15 protein-coding genes and 1 tRNA gene are annotated in these 17,344 nt (G+C 37.9%); 4 read left to right on the top strand and 12 right to left on the bottom strand.

Features of this window, described 5'->3' with window-relative positions; translation table 11 throughout:
- Positions 1-524: 524 nt before the first annotated feature.
- Positions 525-615 (bottom strand) — tRNA-Ser (locus E2R67_RS14510).
- 259 nt (positions 616-874) lie between these two features.
- On the opposite strand from E2R67_RS14510, the gene E2R67_RS14505 reads away from it, so the two are divergent.
- Entirely contained in the window at positions 875-2,851 is a 1,977-nt protein-coding gene (locus E2R67_RS14505; protein ID WP_134291672.1) for an exoribonuclease II, read from the top strand.
- A 183-nt stretch (positions 2,852-3,034) separates the two neighbouring features.
- Positions 3,035-5,350, top strand: coding sequence for a YgiQ family radical SAM protein (locus E2R67_RS14500; RefSeq protein ID WP_134291671.1), 2,316 nt, complete (start codon positions 3,035-3,037; stop codon positions 5,348-5,350).
- A gap of 143 nt (positions 5,351-5,493) precedes the next feature.
- On the opposite strand, the gene E2R67_RS14495 is transcribed toward E2R67_RS14500, so the two are convergent.
- The 3 genes from E2R67_RS14495 to apbC all read right to left on the bottom strand — a co-directional run bounded on the left by E2R67_RS14495 (position 5,494) and on the right by apbC (position 8,239).
- Positions 5,494-6,225 carry a carbonic anhydrase gene (locus E2R67_RS14495; RefSeq protein ID WP_134291670.1) on the bottom strand — a complete coding sequence of 244 codons (732 nt, stop codon included), beginning with the start codon at positions 6,223-6,225 and terminating at the stop codon, positions 5,494-5,496.
- Between the two features lie 300 nt (positions 6,226-6,525).
- On the bottom strand, positions 6,526-7,125 hold the full coding sequence (gene recR / locus E2R67_RS14490) for a recombination mediator RecR (protein WP_134291669.1): 600 nt from the start codon (positions 7,123-7,125) through the stop codon (positions 6,526-6,528).
- Between the two features lie 28 nt (positions 7,126-7,153).
- Entirely contained in the window at positions 7,154-8,239 is a 1,086-nt protein-coding gene (gene apbC, locus E2R67_RS14485) for an iron-sulfur cluster carrier protein ApbC (RefSeq protein WP_134291668.1), read from the bottom strand.
- Between the two features lie 226 nt (positions 8,240-8,465).
- Here apbC and metG point away from each other — a divergent pair, with 226 nt between their 5' ends.
- Both metG and E2R67_RS14475 read left to right on the top strand, forming a co-directional pair.
- Complete coding sequence (gene metG / locus E2R67_RS14480; RefSeq protein ID WP_134291667.1) at positions 8,466-10,517, top strand: methionine--tRNA ligase; 2,052 nt, start codon at positions 8,466-8,468, stop codon at positions 10,515-10,517.
- Positions 10,518-10,626: 109 nt separating this feature from the next.
- A complete protein-coding gene (locus E2R67_RS14475; protein WP_134291666.1) occupies positions 10,627-10,833 on the top strand; it encodes a DUF3565 domain-containing protein in 207 nt (68 codons plus the stop codon).
- A gap of 54 nt (positions 10,834-10,887) precedes the next feature.
- Here E2R67_RS14475 and E2R67_RS14470 read toward each other — a convergent pair whose 3' ends face one another.
- The 8 genes from E2R67_RS14470 to nrdR form a co-directional block, all read right to left on the bottom strand.
- Complete coding sequence (locus E2R67_RS14470) at positions 10,888-11,796, bottom strand: DMT family transporter (protein WP_134291665.1); 909 nt, start codon at positions 11,794-11,796, stop codon at positions 10,888-10,890.
- 170 nt (positions 11,797-11,966) lie between these two features.
- Positions 11,967-12,683 (bottom strand): DUF445 domain-containing protein, encoded by a 717-nt coding sequence (locus E2R67_RS14465; RefSeq protein ID WP_134291664.1) that lies wholly within the window; start codon positions 12,681-12,683, stop codon positions 11,967-11,969.
- A 132-nt stretch (positions 12,684-12,815) separates the two neighbouring features.
- Positions 12,816-13,244, bottom strand: a complete 429-nt coding sequence (gene nusB, locus E2R67_RS14460) for a transcription antitermination factor NusB (RefSeq protein WP_134291673.1) — start codon at positions 13,242-13,244, stop codon at positions 12,816-12,818.
- Positions 13,245-13,249: 5 nt separating this feature from the next.
- Positions 13,250-13,717, bottom strand: coding sequence for a 6,7-dimethyl-8-ribityllumazine synthase (gene ribH / locus E2R67_RS14455; protein ID WP_134291663.1), 468 nt, complete (start codon positions 13,715-13,717; stop codon positions 13,250-13,252).
- 62 nt (positions 13,718-13,779) lie between these two features.
- Positions 13,780-14,886 (bottom strand): bifunctional 3,4-dihydroxy-2-butanone-4-phosphate synthase/GTP cyclohydrolase II, encoded by a 1,107-nt coding sequence (gene ribBA / locus E2R67_RS14450; RefSeq protein WP_134291662.1) that lies wholly within the window; start codon positions 14,884-14,886, stop codon positions 13,780-13,782.
- Positions 14,887-14,916: 30 nt separating this feature from the next.
- On the bottom strand, positions 14,917-15,579 hold the full coding sequence (locus E2R67_RS14445; RefSeq protein ID WP_134291661.1) for a riboflavin synthase: 663 nt from the start codon (positions 15,577-15,579) through the stop codon (positions 14,917-14,919).
- 1 nt (position 15,580) lies between these two features.
- Entirely contained in the window at positions 15,581-16,720 is a 1,140-nt protein-coding gene (gene ribD / locus E2R67_RS14440) for a bifunctional diaminohydroxyphosphoribosylaminopyrimidine deaminase/5-amino-6-(5-phosphoribosylamino)uracil reductase RibD (RefSeq protein ID WP_134291660.1), read from the bottom strand.
- 46 nt (positions 16,721-16,766) lie between these two features.
- Entirely contained in the window at positions 16,767-17,216 is a 450-nt protein-coding gene (nrdR, locus tag E2R67_RS14435; protein WP_134291659.1) for a transcriptional regulator NrdR, read from the bottom strand.
- Between the last annotated feature and the right edge of the window lie 128 nt (positions 17,217-17,344).

Genomic DNA, 17,344 nt, shown 5'->3' with positions numbered 1-17,344 from the left:
TCCATTAGGTTCAACTCATTCCAAGGCATAAGTACCTCCTTATTTTGGGTACTTATAGTTTAAGAAATTGTTACCTATGTATAAGCAACAAAGTGTCACCTATGTTTATAACTCATACAGCCAGTTTCTTTGCCTCCTTTCTTTTCTGGTAAAAGAAAGGAGGTCGCCGACAGGGCGAAAACACTGTTAATAATAACCAAACTGACTGGACGAGCGTAGACGAGAACTAGATCTTTTGATGTAACAGTATTCAAAAATAATAGACAACACTGGATAAATTTGAATTTTTAAATACCAGAAAGTAAAAAAGGCTCATCACTTTTCGGTAATGAGCCTTTTCTATACGTGGCAGTTGATGCAGGAGAGATTGAATCTTTATTAAATCAATAAAAGCAAAAAGGCAGTAACTATAAAATAGTTACTGCCTTTTCAAATGTGGCAATGGATGCAGGAGAGATTCAAGCTCTCGGAGAACTAATAGCAAAAAGGCACTTACAGTAAACTGTAAGTGCCTTTTCTTAATGTGGCGGAGGAGGAGAGATTTGAACTCTCGGAGAGCTATTAACCCTCGCTGGTTTTCAAGACCAGTGCATTCAGCCGCTCTGCCACCCCTCCGCAGAACGAGGCGAATAATACAGAGATAAAAAAAAAAGCCAAGTCTTTTTTTAAACTTATTGGATTTTTTTTAAAATTATTTTTAATTTTTAACATTTGCGCAGTTCAGCCTTTAATTAACGGCCAATCACCTTTACTATTCACTTATAGATTGACCATGTATAACTGGCTATTTTACGAGCAATTATTTTAAGCCTATTTTTCTTTTAACATCTCAGTCTCCAATATCATTATTGCTATTCATTTAAAGGTTTTAAGCATGTTTCAAGATAATCCACTGTTAAACCAACTTAAACAAACAATGCAGGAAAATACACCGAAACGTACCGGTATTGTCAAAGCGTCAGAGCGTGGATTTGGATTTTTAGAAACCGACAAAGGAAAACGTTTTTTTATTGCGCCCGCAGATATGAAAAAAGTATTACACGGCGATAAAATTAGCGCGTCTATTCAAGAAAACGGTGACAAGTCCACGGCCACTCCCGTTGAATTAAAACATACCGAAATCAAAGAGTTTGTTGCACAGCTCTCTATCAGTGGCAAACGCATATCAGTCAAAGCCAATAATCCGCTATTACAGGGTTTCTTTAAAATTAAAGGCGCGATGCAATTAGCTGACAAAGGTTACCATGATGGTGACTGGGTGAAAGTTAAGTTACTTGAGCATGCTTTAAAGGGAAATGGCTTTTTAACTGAGATCGTTGAAAAAATTGCTGAACATAACGACCCTTTTGCTTACCGTTTAATTGCCGTTGCGACACACCAGTTACCTAGTAAAGCGCCAGAATTTGATCATCCTTGGCAAGTCATTGATGAAGAGCTTGAACGCCGTGATTTAACTAAAACACCTTTTTTCACCATTGATGGCGTCAATACCCAAGATATGGATGATGCGTTATACATTGAGGAGAATGATCAAGGTTGGGCGTTAACCGTTGCGATATCCGATCCTTCTGCTTATGTGCCAGAAAAAACAGACATGGATAAAGAAGCTAAGAAACGTAGCTTCACCTTGTATCTCCCTAACTTCAATGTACCTATGTTACCGCGTGATTTAAGTGATAGTTTATGTTCATTGAAAGAAGGCGAAAAACGCGCCACCATTTGCTGTACCATGCAAATTGGTAAAAACGGTGAAATTGTTGGTGAGCCTGAATTTTTTGCCGCTTATATCAAATCACATTATCGTCTTAACTATCATGATGTCTCTACTTATTTAGAAAATGAAGAGCTTACTGACAATCAATGGAAACCTAATAAACAATTAGGTGAATTATTGAGAGTGATGGAGCAAGCTTCGTTAGTGCGTCATCAATGGCGTTGTGACAATACCATTGTGATGAAAAGTCAGCATGACTACACACTGAAGCTAAATAACAAGGGTGAAGTTTACGAGATCCTTTGTGAGCCTCGTCGTACTGCGAACCGATTAGTTGAAGAGTCTATGATTGCTGCGAATGTCTGCGCCGGTGACTTTTTAGCAAAACATACCAATAAAGGTGTGTTTAATGTGCATTCTGGTTTTGCAAGTGACCGTTTAGAAAAAGCTGTTACTTTATTAGCTGAATATGGCGTGACCGCAGATAAAGAATCCTTAGCGACACTTGAAGGTTATATCAAGATGCGTCAGGAAGTGGCGCTATTACACAATACTTATTTAGACCATAGATTGCGTCGTTTATTAGCGTATGCCGATACGTCTGCAAGCCCTGCTCCGCATTTCACTATGGGTGTCAGTCATTATGCAACTTGGACTTCTCCAATTCGTAAATATGGCGACTTAATTAATCATCGTTTAATTAAATCAGTGTTGATGCAGAAAGAAAGCACAAAAGTTGATCCTGAAATTGGCGCACACCTAAATGAAGCGCGTAAATCACAACGCATGGCGGAACGTGATGTTAACAATTTGCTTTATTGTCGTTACTTAAAAGATCAAGAAAATTCAGATTGGCGTTATAAAGCTGAAATCTTTGATATTGTGAAAGCAGGCTGTCGTGTTCGCGTACAAGAAAACGGAGCGACTTTCTTTGTACCAAGCAGCATGTTAGGTAAAACTAACAAAAATGCTAAAGACGAAGAAGTTAAAAAGATTGAGTGTATTCGTGAACAAGGCGTCGTTAAAGTCGGCGAACAAATTGAGCTGCAACTCGGTGATGTGATTGATGTGATGCTCACTTCAGTTAAACCTGAGTCTCGTCAATTAATTGCTAAATTAGCCGATCCATTAGGTTAAAGACTCGCTCAACAAGATGTTTCAATGATGCTAAAAATAGCTAATCAGTTGATCTTTAAGGTCGGCTGATTAGTCCCTTTCATTTAATCACAACAAACATTTCATTTGTATTGTAATTGCCATTCAGCTCTATGCTACAATAACTTAATTTTAACATTCCAATATTAGAGATCATTTTTTTTGATGCCAATAACTAAATCCCAAGACCGTAACTTGTTTTCATATCCAAAATACAAAAATAGAACTGCTAAGGCTGCTCCATTTTTACCTATGTCACGTAAAGAGATGAAACAGCTTGGCTGGGATAGTTGCGATATTATTTTAGTAACAGGTGATGCTTATGTCGATCACCCTAGTTTCGGTATGGCTGTGATTGGCAGAATGCTTGAATCTCAAGGTTTCCGAGTGGGTATTATTTCTCAACCTAATTGGCATTCAAAAGATGAATTTATGCAGCTTGGTAAGCCTAATTTATACTTTGGAGTAACCGCCGGCAACATGGATTCAATGATCAACCGTTACACGGCTGAAAGACGATTAAGACACGACGATGCTTATACGCCTAATGACGAAGGTGGTAAACGCCCTGACCGCGCAGTAGCGGTTTACACACAACGTTGTAAAGAAGCGTTTAAAGGTATTCCCGTTATTATTGGTGGCATTGAAGCAAGTTTACGTCGTATTGCACATTATGATTATTGGTCTGACAAAGTACGTCATTCTGTTTTATTTGACTCCAAAGCCGATCTGCTTATTTATGGCAATGCAGAACGTCCACTGATTGAAATTTCACATCGTATTGCACAAGGTGATGATGTTAAGAGCATTACTGATGTACGTGGTAGTGCATTTTTAACCAAAGAAGCGCTTCCTGGATGGACTGGGATAGATTCTCGTAATGTTGATAAACCTGGGAAAATTGATCCTATCCCAAGCCCTTATCAAGATCTGACTGAAAAATGTGATACAGCTACCGATGAAAATGTAGTTGATGAAGCTTCTGACATTACTAAAACGGCACAAGTTGTACAAATTACACCGCATAAAAGCACGCCACAAGAAGCACGTGAAAAGCGATGGGAAGAGAAGTCTAAAGCATGGGCAACCACTTATATTAACTTGCCAACGTTTGAACAAGTGAAAGATAATAAAATGCTGTATGCGCATGCATCACGTATTTTTCATCAAGAAGTTAACCCAACTTCAGCCAAAGCATTAATGCAAAAACACGGTAACCGTGCGATATGGCTAAATCCACCAGCAACACCGTTAGAAGAAGATGAAATGGATGGTGTATTTGGTTTACCTTATGCGCGTGTTCCTCATCCAAGTTATGGTAATGCGAAGATCCCTGCTTACGATATGATAAAAACGTCGATCAATATTATGCGTGGATGTTTTGGTGGTTGTACTTTCTGTAGTATCACTGAACATGAAGGTCGTATTATACAAAGTCGTTCACAGCAATCTATTCTTGATGAAATTGAAGATATTAAACTAAAAGTCCCGGGCTTTACTGGTGTTATTTCCGACCTTGGTGGTCCAACAGCCAACATGTATAAATTACGTTGTAAGAGTGAGAAAGCCGAAGCAACCTGTCGTAAACCCTCTTGTGTCTGGCCGACGATTTGTGGCCACCTCGATACTGACCACACGCCAACCATTGAGTTATATCGTGCTGCTCGACAAGTACCAGGTATTAAGAAAGTATTGATTGCTTCAGGTGTGCGTTATGATTTAGCGATTCAAGATCCTGAGTATGTAAAAGAACTGGCCACACACCATGTGGGCGGATATTTGAAAATAGCGCCAGAGCATACTGAAGAAGGCCCATTAGGTAAAATGATGAAGCCGGGTATGGGCAGTTATGACAAATTTAAAGAACTGTTTGATCATTACTCAAAATTAGCCGGTAAAAAGCAATATTTGATCCCGTACTTTATTTCAGCTCACCCTGGCACCACTGATATGGATATGATCAACCTCGCGATGTGGTTAAAAGAAAATGACTTTAAGTTAGATCAAGTGCAGAACTTTTACCCTTCGCCGTTAGCCAATGCGACGACTTTGTATCACACTGAAATTAACTCTTTGAAGAATGTTAAACGTAACAGTGAGACTGTCTCCATTCCTAAAGGGACGATTCAACGCCGATTGCATAAAGCGATACTGCGTTATCATGATCCAGATAATTGGCCAATCATTCGTGAAGCATTAACGAAAATGGGACTAGATAAAACCTTGATTGGTAGTAAAGCGACTTGTTTAGTACCGAAAGAAACGCGTGCTGAAGTGATGAATAGAAATGCTAAAAAAGGCAAAACTAATTTCAAAGGTAAAAAAGTCGCACCGAATAGCCAAGGTAAAGCGGCGGATAAGCAACGTAAAACGCCTAATAACCCGCGCAAAGCTAAACCTAAATTTGGTACTAAAGCTGCGAAACAAGGCAATGGAAAACAAGGCTTAACTCGTTTTAGTACTAATCAATTTCAAAAGTAATCAATCTTAGTAGATAGCAGAAATTAAGAAAAAATAGAGTTAAGTCTTTATGATTAACTTGGAGCCAGATATTTAGCAGTCAAACAAACCATATTAAGCAATATGGTTTGTTTTTATTACAAGATTGAAAGGCTCTATTATAACTACTGCAATATTACACGTGCGTTGATTGCTTGTAGTGGACGATTATTCGGTCCATGCATGGTTGCTTTAAACGCTTCGATTTGAGACTTTGATGCTTCAACAACCTCTTTCAACACAAACCAACGAACACCTTCAGAGCATGGAGGAGTGGTTAATGAGCCATTAAAACGGTAATAACCTTTATTCGCAGGCAATAAGCTATTTGCAGCAATGACTTTCACAAAGGTATTACTATCACCTTCGTGCATAGGTATTTTATCCCATGCTGCTGCTAATCCTTTATTTTCAACACCTTCTTTAAACATAACAGCCACTACTGCAAGATGACCATTTTTATCAGCATGTACAAAGTGCGCCTCTAATGGAAAAGACTCTCCATTTATATGGTTTTCACTCGGAGCATGAAAATGAAATTGTAATAAATCAAATTGTATTCCATCGGCTTTAATATAACTTCCCTTTTCATAGTTAACCTGAACGGTATGACCATTATTAATTATTTTATTACCACCAGCTTGGTAATAAAACTCAAGTGGTTTCAATTCAGATTCAATAAATCCAGTTAAATTAATGGGAGATTGGTTGTTCCCAGTACAAGAGAAGTTGTCTCCACTTAAACTAGCCCAATTGTCAGGACCTTGTTCGCCAGAATACCCCCAATGAACATGCTTCGATGCAAAAGCATTGTTTGATATTAATAGTGCACAAGTTAATAAAATAGATGTTTTCATGAATTACCTCAAGGATTATAACTATCACATCGATTGATTACGCACTATTCATCTAAAGATTAGCGCGATAGCCAGTACGACATACTTACATGAAATAAATTTTGAGGTGAATTGAGATTTTAAGCTTTGATATAACTCATCATTTTGATAATGAAGTAGATGCAATGTATTTATTAATTTACTTATAAAACGCTATTTTTAGAATAAATAAATTATGAGTAAAAAATTGCACATAAAGTAACTTCACTAACGAAGACGAAGACAAATAACAATAGAGCTATTAAAAACGACTTTTCTTTTTTAAATCATCGAACGGCCAGTAAATGAATGCGATAGCGTTGTGCTGTCTACAAACTCTAATTCCCCACCAACAGGTACACCATGGGCAATACGGCTAACTTGAATACCATGTTTTTTGGCCATTTCAGCAATGTAATAGGCAGTCGCTTCACCTTCTACCGTGGGATTGGTCGCTAAAATCACTTCAGTTGTATTACCTGCTTGCATTTGCTTCTCTAACAGGTTCAAACCTAGCTGTTCAGGGCCAATGCCATCTAATGGCGATAAATGCCCCATTAATACAAAGTAAGTGCCTGAGAATAACGCGGTTTGCTCAATCGCCACCACATCTACTGGCATTTCAACAATACAGATAATGCCGTTATCGTTACGTTTTTGATTGCTGCAAATAGTACAAAGATCTTCTTCAGTAAAGGTACGACATTGCTGACAATGCCCTATTTCTGATACCGCTCTTGCTAATACATCACTTAACTTCATCGCACCTTGGCGGTTTTTATCTAACAAATGATATACCATGCGTTGTGCTGATTTAGGGCCTACACTCGGTAAACATTGTAATGCTTGAATCAATTCATCAATTAAGGGTCTGCTTGACATTATTCACTTCTTTTATTGGTTTATTCGCTTATTTAAGCTCTGTAATTTTTATTTGTTCAATGGTCGGTTGTAATTCTTTGTAGAGATTAATCGCCACATCTTCTGCTAATTGTAAATACGGTTCAACTAACGAAACAGATTCATTTTTTGCTACCGTTGGAAAACCTGCATCAGTATCTTCTCGATACTGAATATGTAGAGGTAATTGTCCTAAAAATGGTAGTTTAAATTGTTCAGCCAATTTTTTACCACCGCCAGTGCCAAATATTGCTTCTTCATGGCCACATTTCACACAAGCATAAACGCTCATATTTTCAATAATTCCAGCGACATTGACATCCACTTTGTTAAACATGATCACGCCTTTTTGGGCATCAATTAATGCAACATCTTGCGGTGTTGTCACTATCACCGCACTGGTGATAGGCACATTTTGTGACATGGTTAATTGAATATCACCTGTACCCGGCGGCATATCGACAATTAAATAATCTAGCTCTGGCCAATTCGTTTCATTTAACACTTGTTGTAACGCTTTGCTTGCCATTGGACCACGCCACACCATGGCATCTTTATCTTCAATCAAGAACCCTATACTGTTGCCGACAATTCCATATGCTTCAATTGGCTCTAATAATTTACCATCGGATGACGTCGATTTAGTGGTTTTCTTACCTAGCATTGTTGGTAATGATGGCCCGTAGATATCCGCATCTAACAAGCCCACTTTTGCGCCATTTTTAGCTAATGCAATGGCAAGATTTACGCTAACCGTTGATTTCCCAACTCCGCCTTTACCCGATGACACTGCGATTATATTTTTAATATCAGTATTTCGTTTCGGCACTTGTTTATGTGTATAAGTTGGAATTTTATAAGATACGTTCCAAGTCGGTGATTGTTTAAATAATGACGTTAAGGCTTCAGAAGAAGTTTGTTGTAACTCAGCTAACCATTTAGGTGCATAAAAAGGCAAAGTGATGGTAATGGCAGCAGACTCAGAATCGATAGTAAACAAACGCTGCTCAATCATCTTTTTAAACAATTCAGTTTCAATAATTTTTTCTAGACAGTCGAAGACTTGTTGCTCTAGTGTTTTCTTTTTAAACAGCATATAAAAGTCCTTAAGATTGAATTCAGGCCTGAGTTTATCAAAATACCGCCATAATTCATCCTTATTAAATAGAAGGTTTACTCGATACCTAGATAACAGTGTAATTTATGGTATTTTTTGGGTAGAATTGCACATTCGTTGGCATTCCATATTCTGTGTTTTATCACTTGAATGTTAACCAATATTGACTTTAAAAATCTGCTTCGACTTAAGGAATATCAAATAAATGGCTAATCAAGATCGTAATATCCTTGTTACCTGCGCCCTTCCCTACGCAAATGGTCCAATCCATTTAGGGCATATGCTAGAGCATATACAAGCGGATATCTGGGTTCGTTTCCAACGCTTACGTGGTAATAATATTCACTTTGTTTGTGCTGATGATGCACACGGCACAGCGATCATGCTTAAAGCACAAGAAATGGGTATTACGCCAGAGCAATTGATTGCCGATGTTCAAGCGGATCATGAAAAAGATTTTAATGATTTTAACATTAGCTTTGATAACTACCATTCAACGCACTCTGAAGAAAACAAAGCATTATCTTCTCAAGTTTACCTTGCGCTTCGTGACAATGGTTACATTACTGAAAAAGTAGTCTCTCAGTTATATGATCCTGAAAAAGAAATGTTTTTACCAGATCGTTTTGTAAAAGGTACTTGTCCAAAATGTAAGGCAGAAGATCAATACGGCGATAACTGTGACAAGTGTGGGGCGACATACAGCCCTGTTGATATGATTAATCCTAAGTCGGTTGTTTCTGATGCAACACCTGTAATGAAAGATACTGAAAACTTATTCTTTGATGCGCCACAGTTTCAAGCAATGCTTGAAGAGTGGACAAAATCAGGGGCACTACAAAGCGAAGTAGCGAATAAACTAAGTGAATGGTTTGAGAGTGGATTAAAAGCCTGGGATATCACTCGCGATGCCCCTTATTTTGGTTTTGAAATTCCAGGTGCTCCGGGTAAATTCTTCTATGTTTGGCTGGATGCACCGATTGGTTACATGGGCAGTTTCAAAAATTTATGTGATCGTACTGATAATCTTAACTTTGATGATTACTGGAGCAAAGACAGTAAAGCTGAGCTTTACCACTTCATTGGTAAAGACATCATCAACTTCCACGGTTTATTCTGGCCAGCAATGTTAGAAGGCGCGGGTTTCCGTAAACCAACAGGCGTTCATGTACATGGTTACGTTACCGTGAATGGCGAAAAAATGTCTAAATCAAAAGGTACTTTCATTAAAGCGAGTACTTACATTGAAAACTTAGATCCTGAATGTTTACGTTATTACTATGCAGCGAAATTAACGTCACGTGTTGATGACTTAGATTTTAATCTAGAAGACTTCACACAACGTGTAAATACAGATGTTGTAAATAAACTGGTTAATTTAGCTTCACGTACAGCGGGCTTTATTGCTAAAAAATATGACGGAAAATTATCTGCCGAAGTATCTGAACCAGCACTATATCAACAGTTTGTTGATGCAGGCGATTCAATTGCAGAACAATTCGAGAAGCGTGAATTTTCACGTGCTATTCGCGAAATCATGGCATTAGCTGATATCGCAAATAAATACATCGACGAAAAAGCACCTTGGGCATTAGCTAAAGTTGAAGGCAAAGAACTTGAAGTACAAGATATCTGTTCAATGGGTATTAACTTGTTCCGTGTTTTAATCACTTACTTAAAACCCATCATGCCAAAATTAGCTGAGCGCAGTGAAGCCTTTTTAGATGAAACGCTAACGTGGGAAAGTGTTAAAGCACCACTTGCAGGCCATCAAATTAATAAGTTTAAAGCGTTATTCCAACGTATTGATGCGAAACATGTAGAAGCAATGGTTGAATCATCTAAAGCCAGTGCGGCAGCTGATGCAGCAGCGAAAGAAAAAGCAGCAGAAGCAGCAAGCCAAAGTGAATTAGATAAAGAGCCAATTGCCGCTGAAATCGATTTCGATACCTTTGCTAAAACAGATTTACGTGTGGCATTAATTGCTAAAGCGGAACATGTGCCTAAAGCGAATAAGCTGTTAAAACTCACCTTAGATTTAGGTGGTGAAACACGTACAGTATTTGCAGGTATTAAATCAGCTTATAATCCTGAAGATTTAGAAGGTAAGCTAACCGTTATGGTAGCCAACCTTGCACCACGCCAAATGAAGTTTGGTTTATCTGAAGGTATGGTATTAGCAGCAGGTCCTGGCGGTGAAGATATTCATATCCTAACCCCAGATTCAGGTGCAAAACCGGGTCAACGTATCATGTAATCCTTGATAGCAATTAATACGATAGTTAGTTATTACACTTGTAGTAACTAACTATTTCACTTCCTCCCTCTATTCATCATCCCCAATCTAGATAGCGTAAATATAAATCATGAAACAAGCCATCGTTGGTTTTCATACCGATCAAGAAAATCATTGGGTTGTACAATTAGAATGCAGTCATTTTCAGCACGTACGGCACAATCCACCTTGGATGAATCGCTTATGGGTAACAACCCATGAAGGCAGAGAGGCAATGTTAGGATATCAATTAAACTGTGTGAAATGTGATAATGGCGCAGAAAAAGACAGGTTATAAAAATTAAATGGCAGCTAGTCCAAATAACCTAGCCGCCTGCTATCAATTAACTAATTATTTAGTTGTGCGACTAAAATTTAAAGCTGGGTTTTTAATCACTAATAATATACCGCTTAAAATCATCACGCTTGAAATTAAAAAAACCAATGACACACTTTCACCTAAGAATATAAATCCGGCTACAGCGGCGAGTACAGGTACTAATAACTGCACCACAGCAGCAACATTATGGCGTAATGTGGTTAACGCTTTATACCATAATAGGTAACCTAAAGCAGAAGCTAATACGCCAGAAAGGATCGCATATAACACACCTGTTTGAGTTAACGCACTGGTATCGAGATTAATCACAGCAAAAACGAAGATAAAAGGTAACGTTCTAAAGAAATTGAAAATTGTATCCGCACTTGGATCGACACTTTTTTTACCTGCTAAGGTATAAAATGCCCAACAAATACCCGACAAACACATCAATACAAAGGCAATCAATGAAGGACTAGAAACTTGTGGCGCGAGTAAATAAACAAAACCAGCGACGGCAAGCAATAAACCTAATAGTTCAGCTCGACTTAGTTTATGGCCTTTTAACAATCGCGTTAACAGCATTGTCACTTGTACTGTCGCAAACAATACCAATGCTCCTGTTGCGGTATCTAATTGGATATAAGCATAGGAAAAGGTTAATGCATAAACAAATAACCAGATAGCGCTTAACCAGCTGCCTTTACTTTGTGTTTTAGCCGCAACCTGTGCATTGATGTCTGTAGGAGAGAGTTTCTTCTTTTCATAAATATTTTTAATACTAAGAAAAGCAGCAAGAAAAACGGCACCTGAAAATAATCTTATCACTGTAAAGCTACCGGCATCGATTTGTTGATCGCCCAAAGCTAAACGACAAAAAACAGAATTGGCAGCAAAGGCAATTAAAGCCAATGTGGTTAAAACAAAAGTATTATTAAACATAGTCACTCTATTTTATAAATATTCATCATAGATAAAATAAAGCCTGTTATAAAACAGGCTTAAATCGTTTTTTGATTAATAAAGTATTCATTAAAATATTTAAGTCGCCTAATACTTATTAGGCATTACTTATATTTAAGATCATATTGAATAGAGATGATTGCATCAGATTAAATAAGAAACGCACTGATTAAACCAATTAAGCCACCGAAGACACCGCCCCAAACAACTAACCAACCTAGGTGTTTTCTAATCATTTCTTGTATGATTTGTTTCACTAATAAAGGCGTTAATTCATTTAAGCGTTGTTCAATGATTTGCTCAATTTTAGTTAGAATATCCTGCATTAAATCAGGCTCACCCATTTCACTTTTAAGTAATTCGGTGAATTTTTCATCTTGTGTTAACTCAATGATTGATGTTTTCATATGCTTAATAAAAGGTTCTCTTAATGGCGTTAATGCTTCTTCGCCACCAAACATACCTAACATGCCACCAAATGAAGAATTCATAATCACTTGCACTAACCCATCATAAGTTGGATTCAAATCCACTTTTTCAATAACAGGCTCTAAATTTAGCTGAGCCGATGAGAAGCTACCTGCAGATAAAAAACGTTCGACGTTCTCAGCAGTAAAGAATTGCTTCATCATTAGATTTCGAATACCAGATTTAAACTCTTCAAAGTGAGCAGGAACGACACCTGAGCCATATAAAAATGGAACTCTTTCAAATAACATAAATACAGCAAGCCAGTTAGTTAACGCACCTGATAATGCAAATAAACCAACCATAGTTAATATATCGGCTAATACTGATTCACCTAAAACAAAACCAATCACTAGCACTAAAGCAGCGATAATATTAGTCACTAAACTCTTATTCATGTTTTTTCCTTATTATTTATACAAAGCCCACTTGCAGTACAGACTTAGAATAATCTTGATATCACTTTCTTTATTATAAAAAAAATCCAGTTATAAAATAACTGGATTTTTATATAAACTGACAATTTTTTATTATTTATCAGCTACTTCACGTAATTTCAAACTACGTAAAGCTTTATCTAATACGCCATTAACAAATTTATATGATTCGTCAGTAGCAAAATCTTTAGCTAACTCAATCGCTTCATTTAATACCACTTTATGTGGTACATCTGGACGGAAAGTTAACTCAAACATAGCTAAACGTAATACGGCAATATCAACCATATCCACATCATCAATTTTACGAGAAAGATAAGGGGATAATTTTTCGTCTAATGCATCGATATTTTGTACCACACCGATCAAAGATTCTTTAAAGTAAGGCACGTCAGTTTTCGACATATCTTGATCTACAGAAAATTGCTCAATAATTTGAGTGACACCTGTTTGAGTAATTTGCCATTGGTAAATAGCTTGCACAGCAAATTGGCGAGCACGACGGCGTTCAGCAGGTTTCATTTTCATTATCCTAATTCCGCCATCACATTAACCATTTCTAATGCGCCTAAAGCAGCTTCGCTACCTTTGTTACCCATTTTAGTGCCAGCTCGTTCGATAGCTTGGTCAATTGAATCAGTTGTTAATACACCAAAAGCAACAGGAATATCAAAGTCTAATGATACTTGTGCAAGGCCTTTATTACATTCATTAGCCACTAAATCAAAGTGTGGTGTTCCACCACGGATAACACAACCTAATGCAACAATCGCATCAAACTTTTTAGATGCAGCAACTCGTTTCGTCGCTAATGGTAATTCTACGGCACCAGGAACACGTACAACCGTGATGTTGTCATCGGCAACTTGTCCAGTACGCTTAAGGGTATCAATAGCACCAGCTAATAACTGCTCATTGATGAAGCTGTTAAAGCGAGAGATTACGATTGCGATTTTAGCTTGTGGAGCGGCTAAGCCACCTTCAATTATTTTCATTTTCTACCCTTATTACAAAATTTTGTGCATTCTAGCATAATTCATTTCTATATCGACACTGTTTATTCAGTGATATATTCAACCACTTCAAGACCAAAGCCCGATAAAGCAGAGTACTTTTTCTGTGAACTAAGCAATGCCATTTTTTGCACGCCTAGATCCTGAAGAATTTGAGACCCGACACCAACACGACGACTTGCGCCTTGTGTTTTTGCAGCAACACGTTCACCAGCATCTTCTTGCTTGATATATTTCATTTGCTCAATCAATGATTCAGGTGTTTCTTGATGGCCTAACATGACTAATACACCACCGCTTTTTGCTAAACGCGCTAGTGCGCTTTGCATTGGCCAAGTACGAGGACTTAAACGATCTGAGAAAAAGTTGTCTGCAAATGTATTTTGTAAATGCACGCGTACGTTAGTTGTCGCGCCTTCTTTGATTTCACCGTTTACTAAAGCAAAATGAACTTGCTTATCAATAGTATCTTGATAAGCGATTAAGTCGAATTCACCAAATTCAGTAGGTAATTTACATTCGCTAACACGCTCAATCGTCGTTTCATTGTTATTACGGTATTCAATTAAATCAGCCACTGTGCCTAATTTGATATTATGCTCTTTTGCAAATACTTCTAAATCACTACGACGAGCCATGCTGCCATCTTCATTTAAGATTTCAACAATCACACCTGCAGGTTCACGGCCCGCTAAACGTGCTAAATCACAACCTGCTTCAGTATGCCCTGCACGTGTTAATACACCACCAGCTTGTGCTTTTAGTGGAAAAATATGACCAGGCATAACAATATCGGTTGGTTTCGCATCTTTACCGATTGCAGCTAAGACTGTCACTGCGCGATCCGCTGCAGAAATACCGGTAGTAACCCCTTCTGCCGCTTCAATAGAAACAGTAAAGTTAGTTGAGAATGCAGCCGTATTATCTTCTACCATTAATGGCAGCTTTAATTGTTCACAACGGTCTTCTGTCAATGTTAAACAGATTAACCCTCGACCATATTTTGCCATAAAGTTAATGGCTTCAGGTGTCACAAGATCCGCAGCCATGATTAAATCACCTTCATTTTCGCGATCTTCATCATCCATTAAGATAACCATTTTTCCTAAACGGATATCTTCAATTATTTCTGCTGTTGTATTTAACTTCATTTCTATCCCTTAATATGCTTTAAACTTGTGTTAACCCATGAAGCCGCTTTTCGCGAGTAAATCCATGGTTGAATGTTGTTTGCTATATGATTCTGCTGCTTGCTCACCTAACACTAAACGTTCTAAATAACGGGCAATCACATCGACTTCTAAATTAACGCGCGTTCCTACCGCATACTCTTGCATAATAGTTTCGCTAATAGTGTGAGGGATAATTGTTAGCTTAAAGCTTGCGCCATCAACTTCATTAGTTGTTAAGCTCACGCCATCGACTGTAATCGATCCTTTTTTAGCAATGTATTTAGCTAAATCATCGGGTGCTTTTATCCAATATTCAACAGCATTACCAAGTGGTGTTACCGCTGTTATTTCGCCAACGCCATCAACGTGACCGCTAACAATATGCCCACCAAAGCGATCATTCATTTGCATCGCTTTTTCAAGGTTCACGAGAAACCCTGTTTTAATGTTCGAGAAGCCACTTAACTTGATTGTTTCATAGGAAACATCAGCATTAAAACTATCACCATTTAAATGTGTCACTGTCAGACAAACGCCATTATTGGCAATACTGTCGCCTAGTTTGACATCACTCATATCTAGTCCACCTGCATGGACGGTAATGGTCATATCTTTCTGATTCTTTTTAATTGCAATGATTTTGCCCACTGCTGCAATAATACCTGTGAACATATTATTCTCGATGGTTAATAAGACGAATATCATCACCAATCTGCTTCACTGAATGCAGTTTAAATTGGATAATCTCGTTCATCGTTGAAAAGTTGGGTAAGTTTACTAAGTTTCTTCCTTGATCGCCCATTAATTTTGTCGCTTGATAGAGAATAAATTCATCAACTAGGTCATTGTTAAAAAAATCACCCGCTAATGTTGCGCCAGCCTCTATCCATAAGTCATTTATTTCATAGTCGTTTAGCTGTGACAATAAATCATTAAGATCGATCCGACCTTGTTGATTTTCTTTAGCTATTATTTGTTCAATTTCAGCAGTTTGTTGTTTAAAACCAGAAACGTCACGCGCAATTAAAGAAACAATAATCACCTTACCAGGCAAGGTAAAAAGCTTTTCCTGTAAAGATAATTGGTTATTAGAATCTAAAATGATGCGAATAGGCTGGCGTAGATCTTCCTCACTGACTAAGTTTGCATCAAAACGAGGACTATTAAGCAGCTCTTGATAACGTACATTTAAACTTGGATCATCCGCAAGGACTGTACCAACACCGGTTAAGATGGCACTTTGTTGAGCGCGGTAATATTGAACATCCGACCTTGCTGACGGACCTGTTATCCATTGACTAACACCATTTTTAAGTGCTGTTTTACCATCCAGACTTGATGCCATTTTAACGGTAATACGAGGGCGTTTATGTTTCATACGAGTGATAAAGCCCAAATTGAGCGCTTCAGCTTGCTCTGTCAACAAACCAACATCAACTTGTATACCCGCTTCTTCTAAAATGGCAATACCACGTCCAGCAACTTTCGGGTTTGGATCAACCATAGCGACGACAACACGTTTAACACCTGCTTTCACTAAAGCGAGCGCACAAGGTGGCGTTCTACCGAAGTGAGAACAAGGCTCTAAGGTTACGTAACAGGTTGCATGAGTTGCCTGTGAACCGGCTATTGCTAACGCATTCACTTCAGCATGCCCTAACCCCGCTTTACGATGAAACCCTTCACCAACGACGATATCATTGTTAACAATCACACAACCGACATTAGGGTTTGGCGATGTTGTAAAACGACCACACTCAGCTAATTCAATCGCGCGTTGCATGTGGATTTTATCTAACTCTGTAAATAACATGATTCTGATACTTTTAGGTGGTGAATTTAATAGTTTAAGTGAGCTCTTAGTCACTTAGTTTGGCAATTTCTTCACCAAATTCTTTGATATCTTCAAAGGCACGATAAACCGAAGCAAAACGAATATAAGCAACTTTATCTAAGCTCTTAAGTAATTCCATCACTAATTCCCCTACCATTTTAGAAGGGACTTCTCGCTCACCAGTAGCACGTAATGTAGATTTTAATTTATTGACAGCATTTTCAACGGCTTCAATACTTACAGGACGCTTTTCTAGAGCAGTGTTAATACCCACTAATAATTTTTCTTCATTAAATGGTTCACGGCTTCCATCTGATTTGATTAAGCGCGGCATAATTAATTCTGCTAATTCAAAAGTCGTAAACCTTTCGTTACATTCATTACACAGTCGACGGCGACGAACTTGAGAGCCTTCCGAAACAAGTCGAGAATCAATTACTTTTGTATCTTGAGCACTGCAAAAAGGACAAAACATAGCGTATATCTCTATTGGAAAAACGGTTAAAAGGAGGAATTTATTGCCTCCTACGACTTTATTAATTTAGACTTTAAATAAGCATTAGCATCAATTCTAGTTATGAGGCTAAAATAGGTGCTTAATTT

It is taken from the genome of Psychromonas algicola (genome assembly GCF_004378355.1).
Classification (GTDB): Bacteria; Pseudomonadota; Gammaproteobacteria; order Enterobacterales; family Psychromonadaceae; genus Psychromonas.
This window is presented reverse-complemented; position numbering and strand designations above follow the sequence as displayed.

Excerpts from the sequence above, each read along its gene's own strand:
- ribD (WP_134291660.1), bottom strand. The coding sequence starts at position 16,720 with ATGTTATTTACAGAGTTAGATAAAATCCACATGCAACGCGCGATTGAA.
- ribBA (WP_134291662.1), bottom strand. The coding sequence starts at position 14,886 with ATGAAGTTAAATACAACAGCAGAAATAATTGAAGATATCCGTTTAGGA.
- ribH (WP_134291663.1), bottom strand. The coding sequence starts at position 13,717 with ATGAAAATAATTGAAGGTGGCTTAGCCGCTCCACAAGCTAAAATCGCA.
- apbC (WP_134291668.1), bottom strand. The coding sequence starts at position 8,239 with ATGCTGTTTAAAAAGAAAACACTAGAGCAACAAGTCTTCGACTGTCTA.
- E2R67_RS14470 (WP_134291665.1), bottom strand. The coding sequence starts at position 11,796 with ATGTTTAATAATACTTTTGTTTTAACCACATTGGCTTTAATTGCCTTT.
- E2R67_RS14445 (WP_134291661.1), bottom strand. The coding sequence starts at position 15,579 with ATGTTCACAGGTATTATTGCAGCAGTGGGCAAAATCATTGCAATTAAA.
- E2R67_RS14475 (WP_134291666.1), top strand. The coding sequence starts at position 10,627 with ATGAAACAAGCCATCGTTGGTTTTCATACCGATCAAGAAAATCATTGG.
- nrdR (WP_134291659.1), bottom strand. The coding sequence starts at position 17,216 with ATGTTTTGTCCTTTTTGCAGTGCTCAAGATACAAAAGTAATTGATTCT.
- E2R67_RS14495 (WP_134291670.1), bottom strand. The coding sequence starts at position 6,225 with ATGAAAACATCTATTTTATTAACTTGTGCACTATTAATATCAAACAAT.
- E2R67_RS14465 (WP_134291664.1), bottom strand. The coding sequence starts at position 12,683 with ATGAATAAGAGTTTAGTGACTAATATTATCGCTGCTTTAGTGCTAGTG.
- recR (WP_134291669.1), bottom strand. The coding sequence starts at position 7,125 with ATGTCAAGCAGACCCTTAATTGATGAATTGATTCAAGCATTACAATGT.
- nusB (WP_134291673.1), bottom strand. The coding sequence starts at position 13,244 with ATGAAACCTGCTGAACGCCGTCGTGCTCGCCAATTTGCTGTGCAAGCT.
- E2R67_RS14505 (WP_134291672.1), top strand. The coding sequence starts at position 875 with ATGTTTCAAGATAATCCACTGTTAAACCAACTTAAACAAACAATGCAG.
- E2R67_RS14500 (WP_134291671.1), top strand. The coding sequence starts at position 3,035 with ATGCCAATAACTAAATCCCAAGACCGTAACTTGTTTTCATATCCAAAA.
- metG (WP_134291667.1), top strand. The coding sequence starts at position 8,466 with ATGGCTAATCAAGATCGTAATATCCTTGTTACCTGCGCCCTTCCCTAC.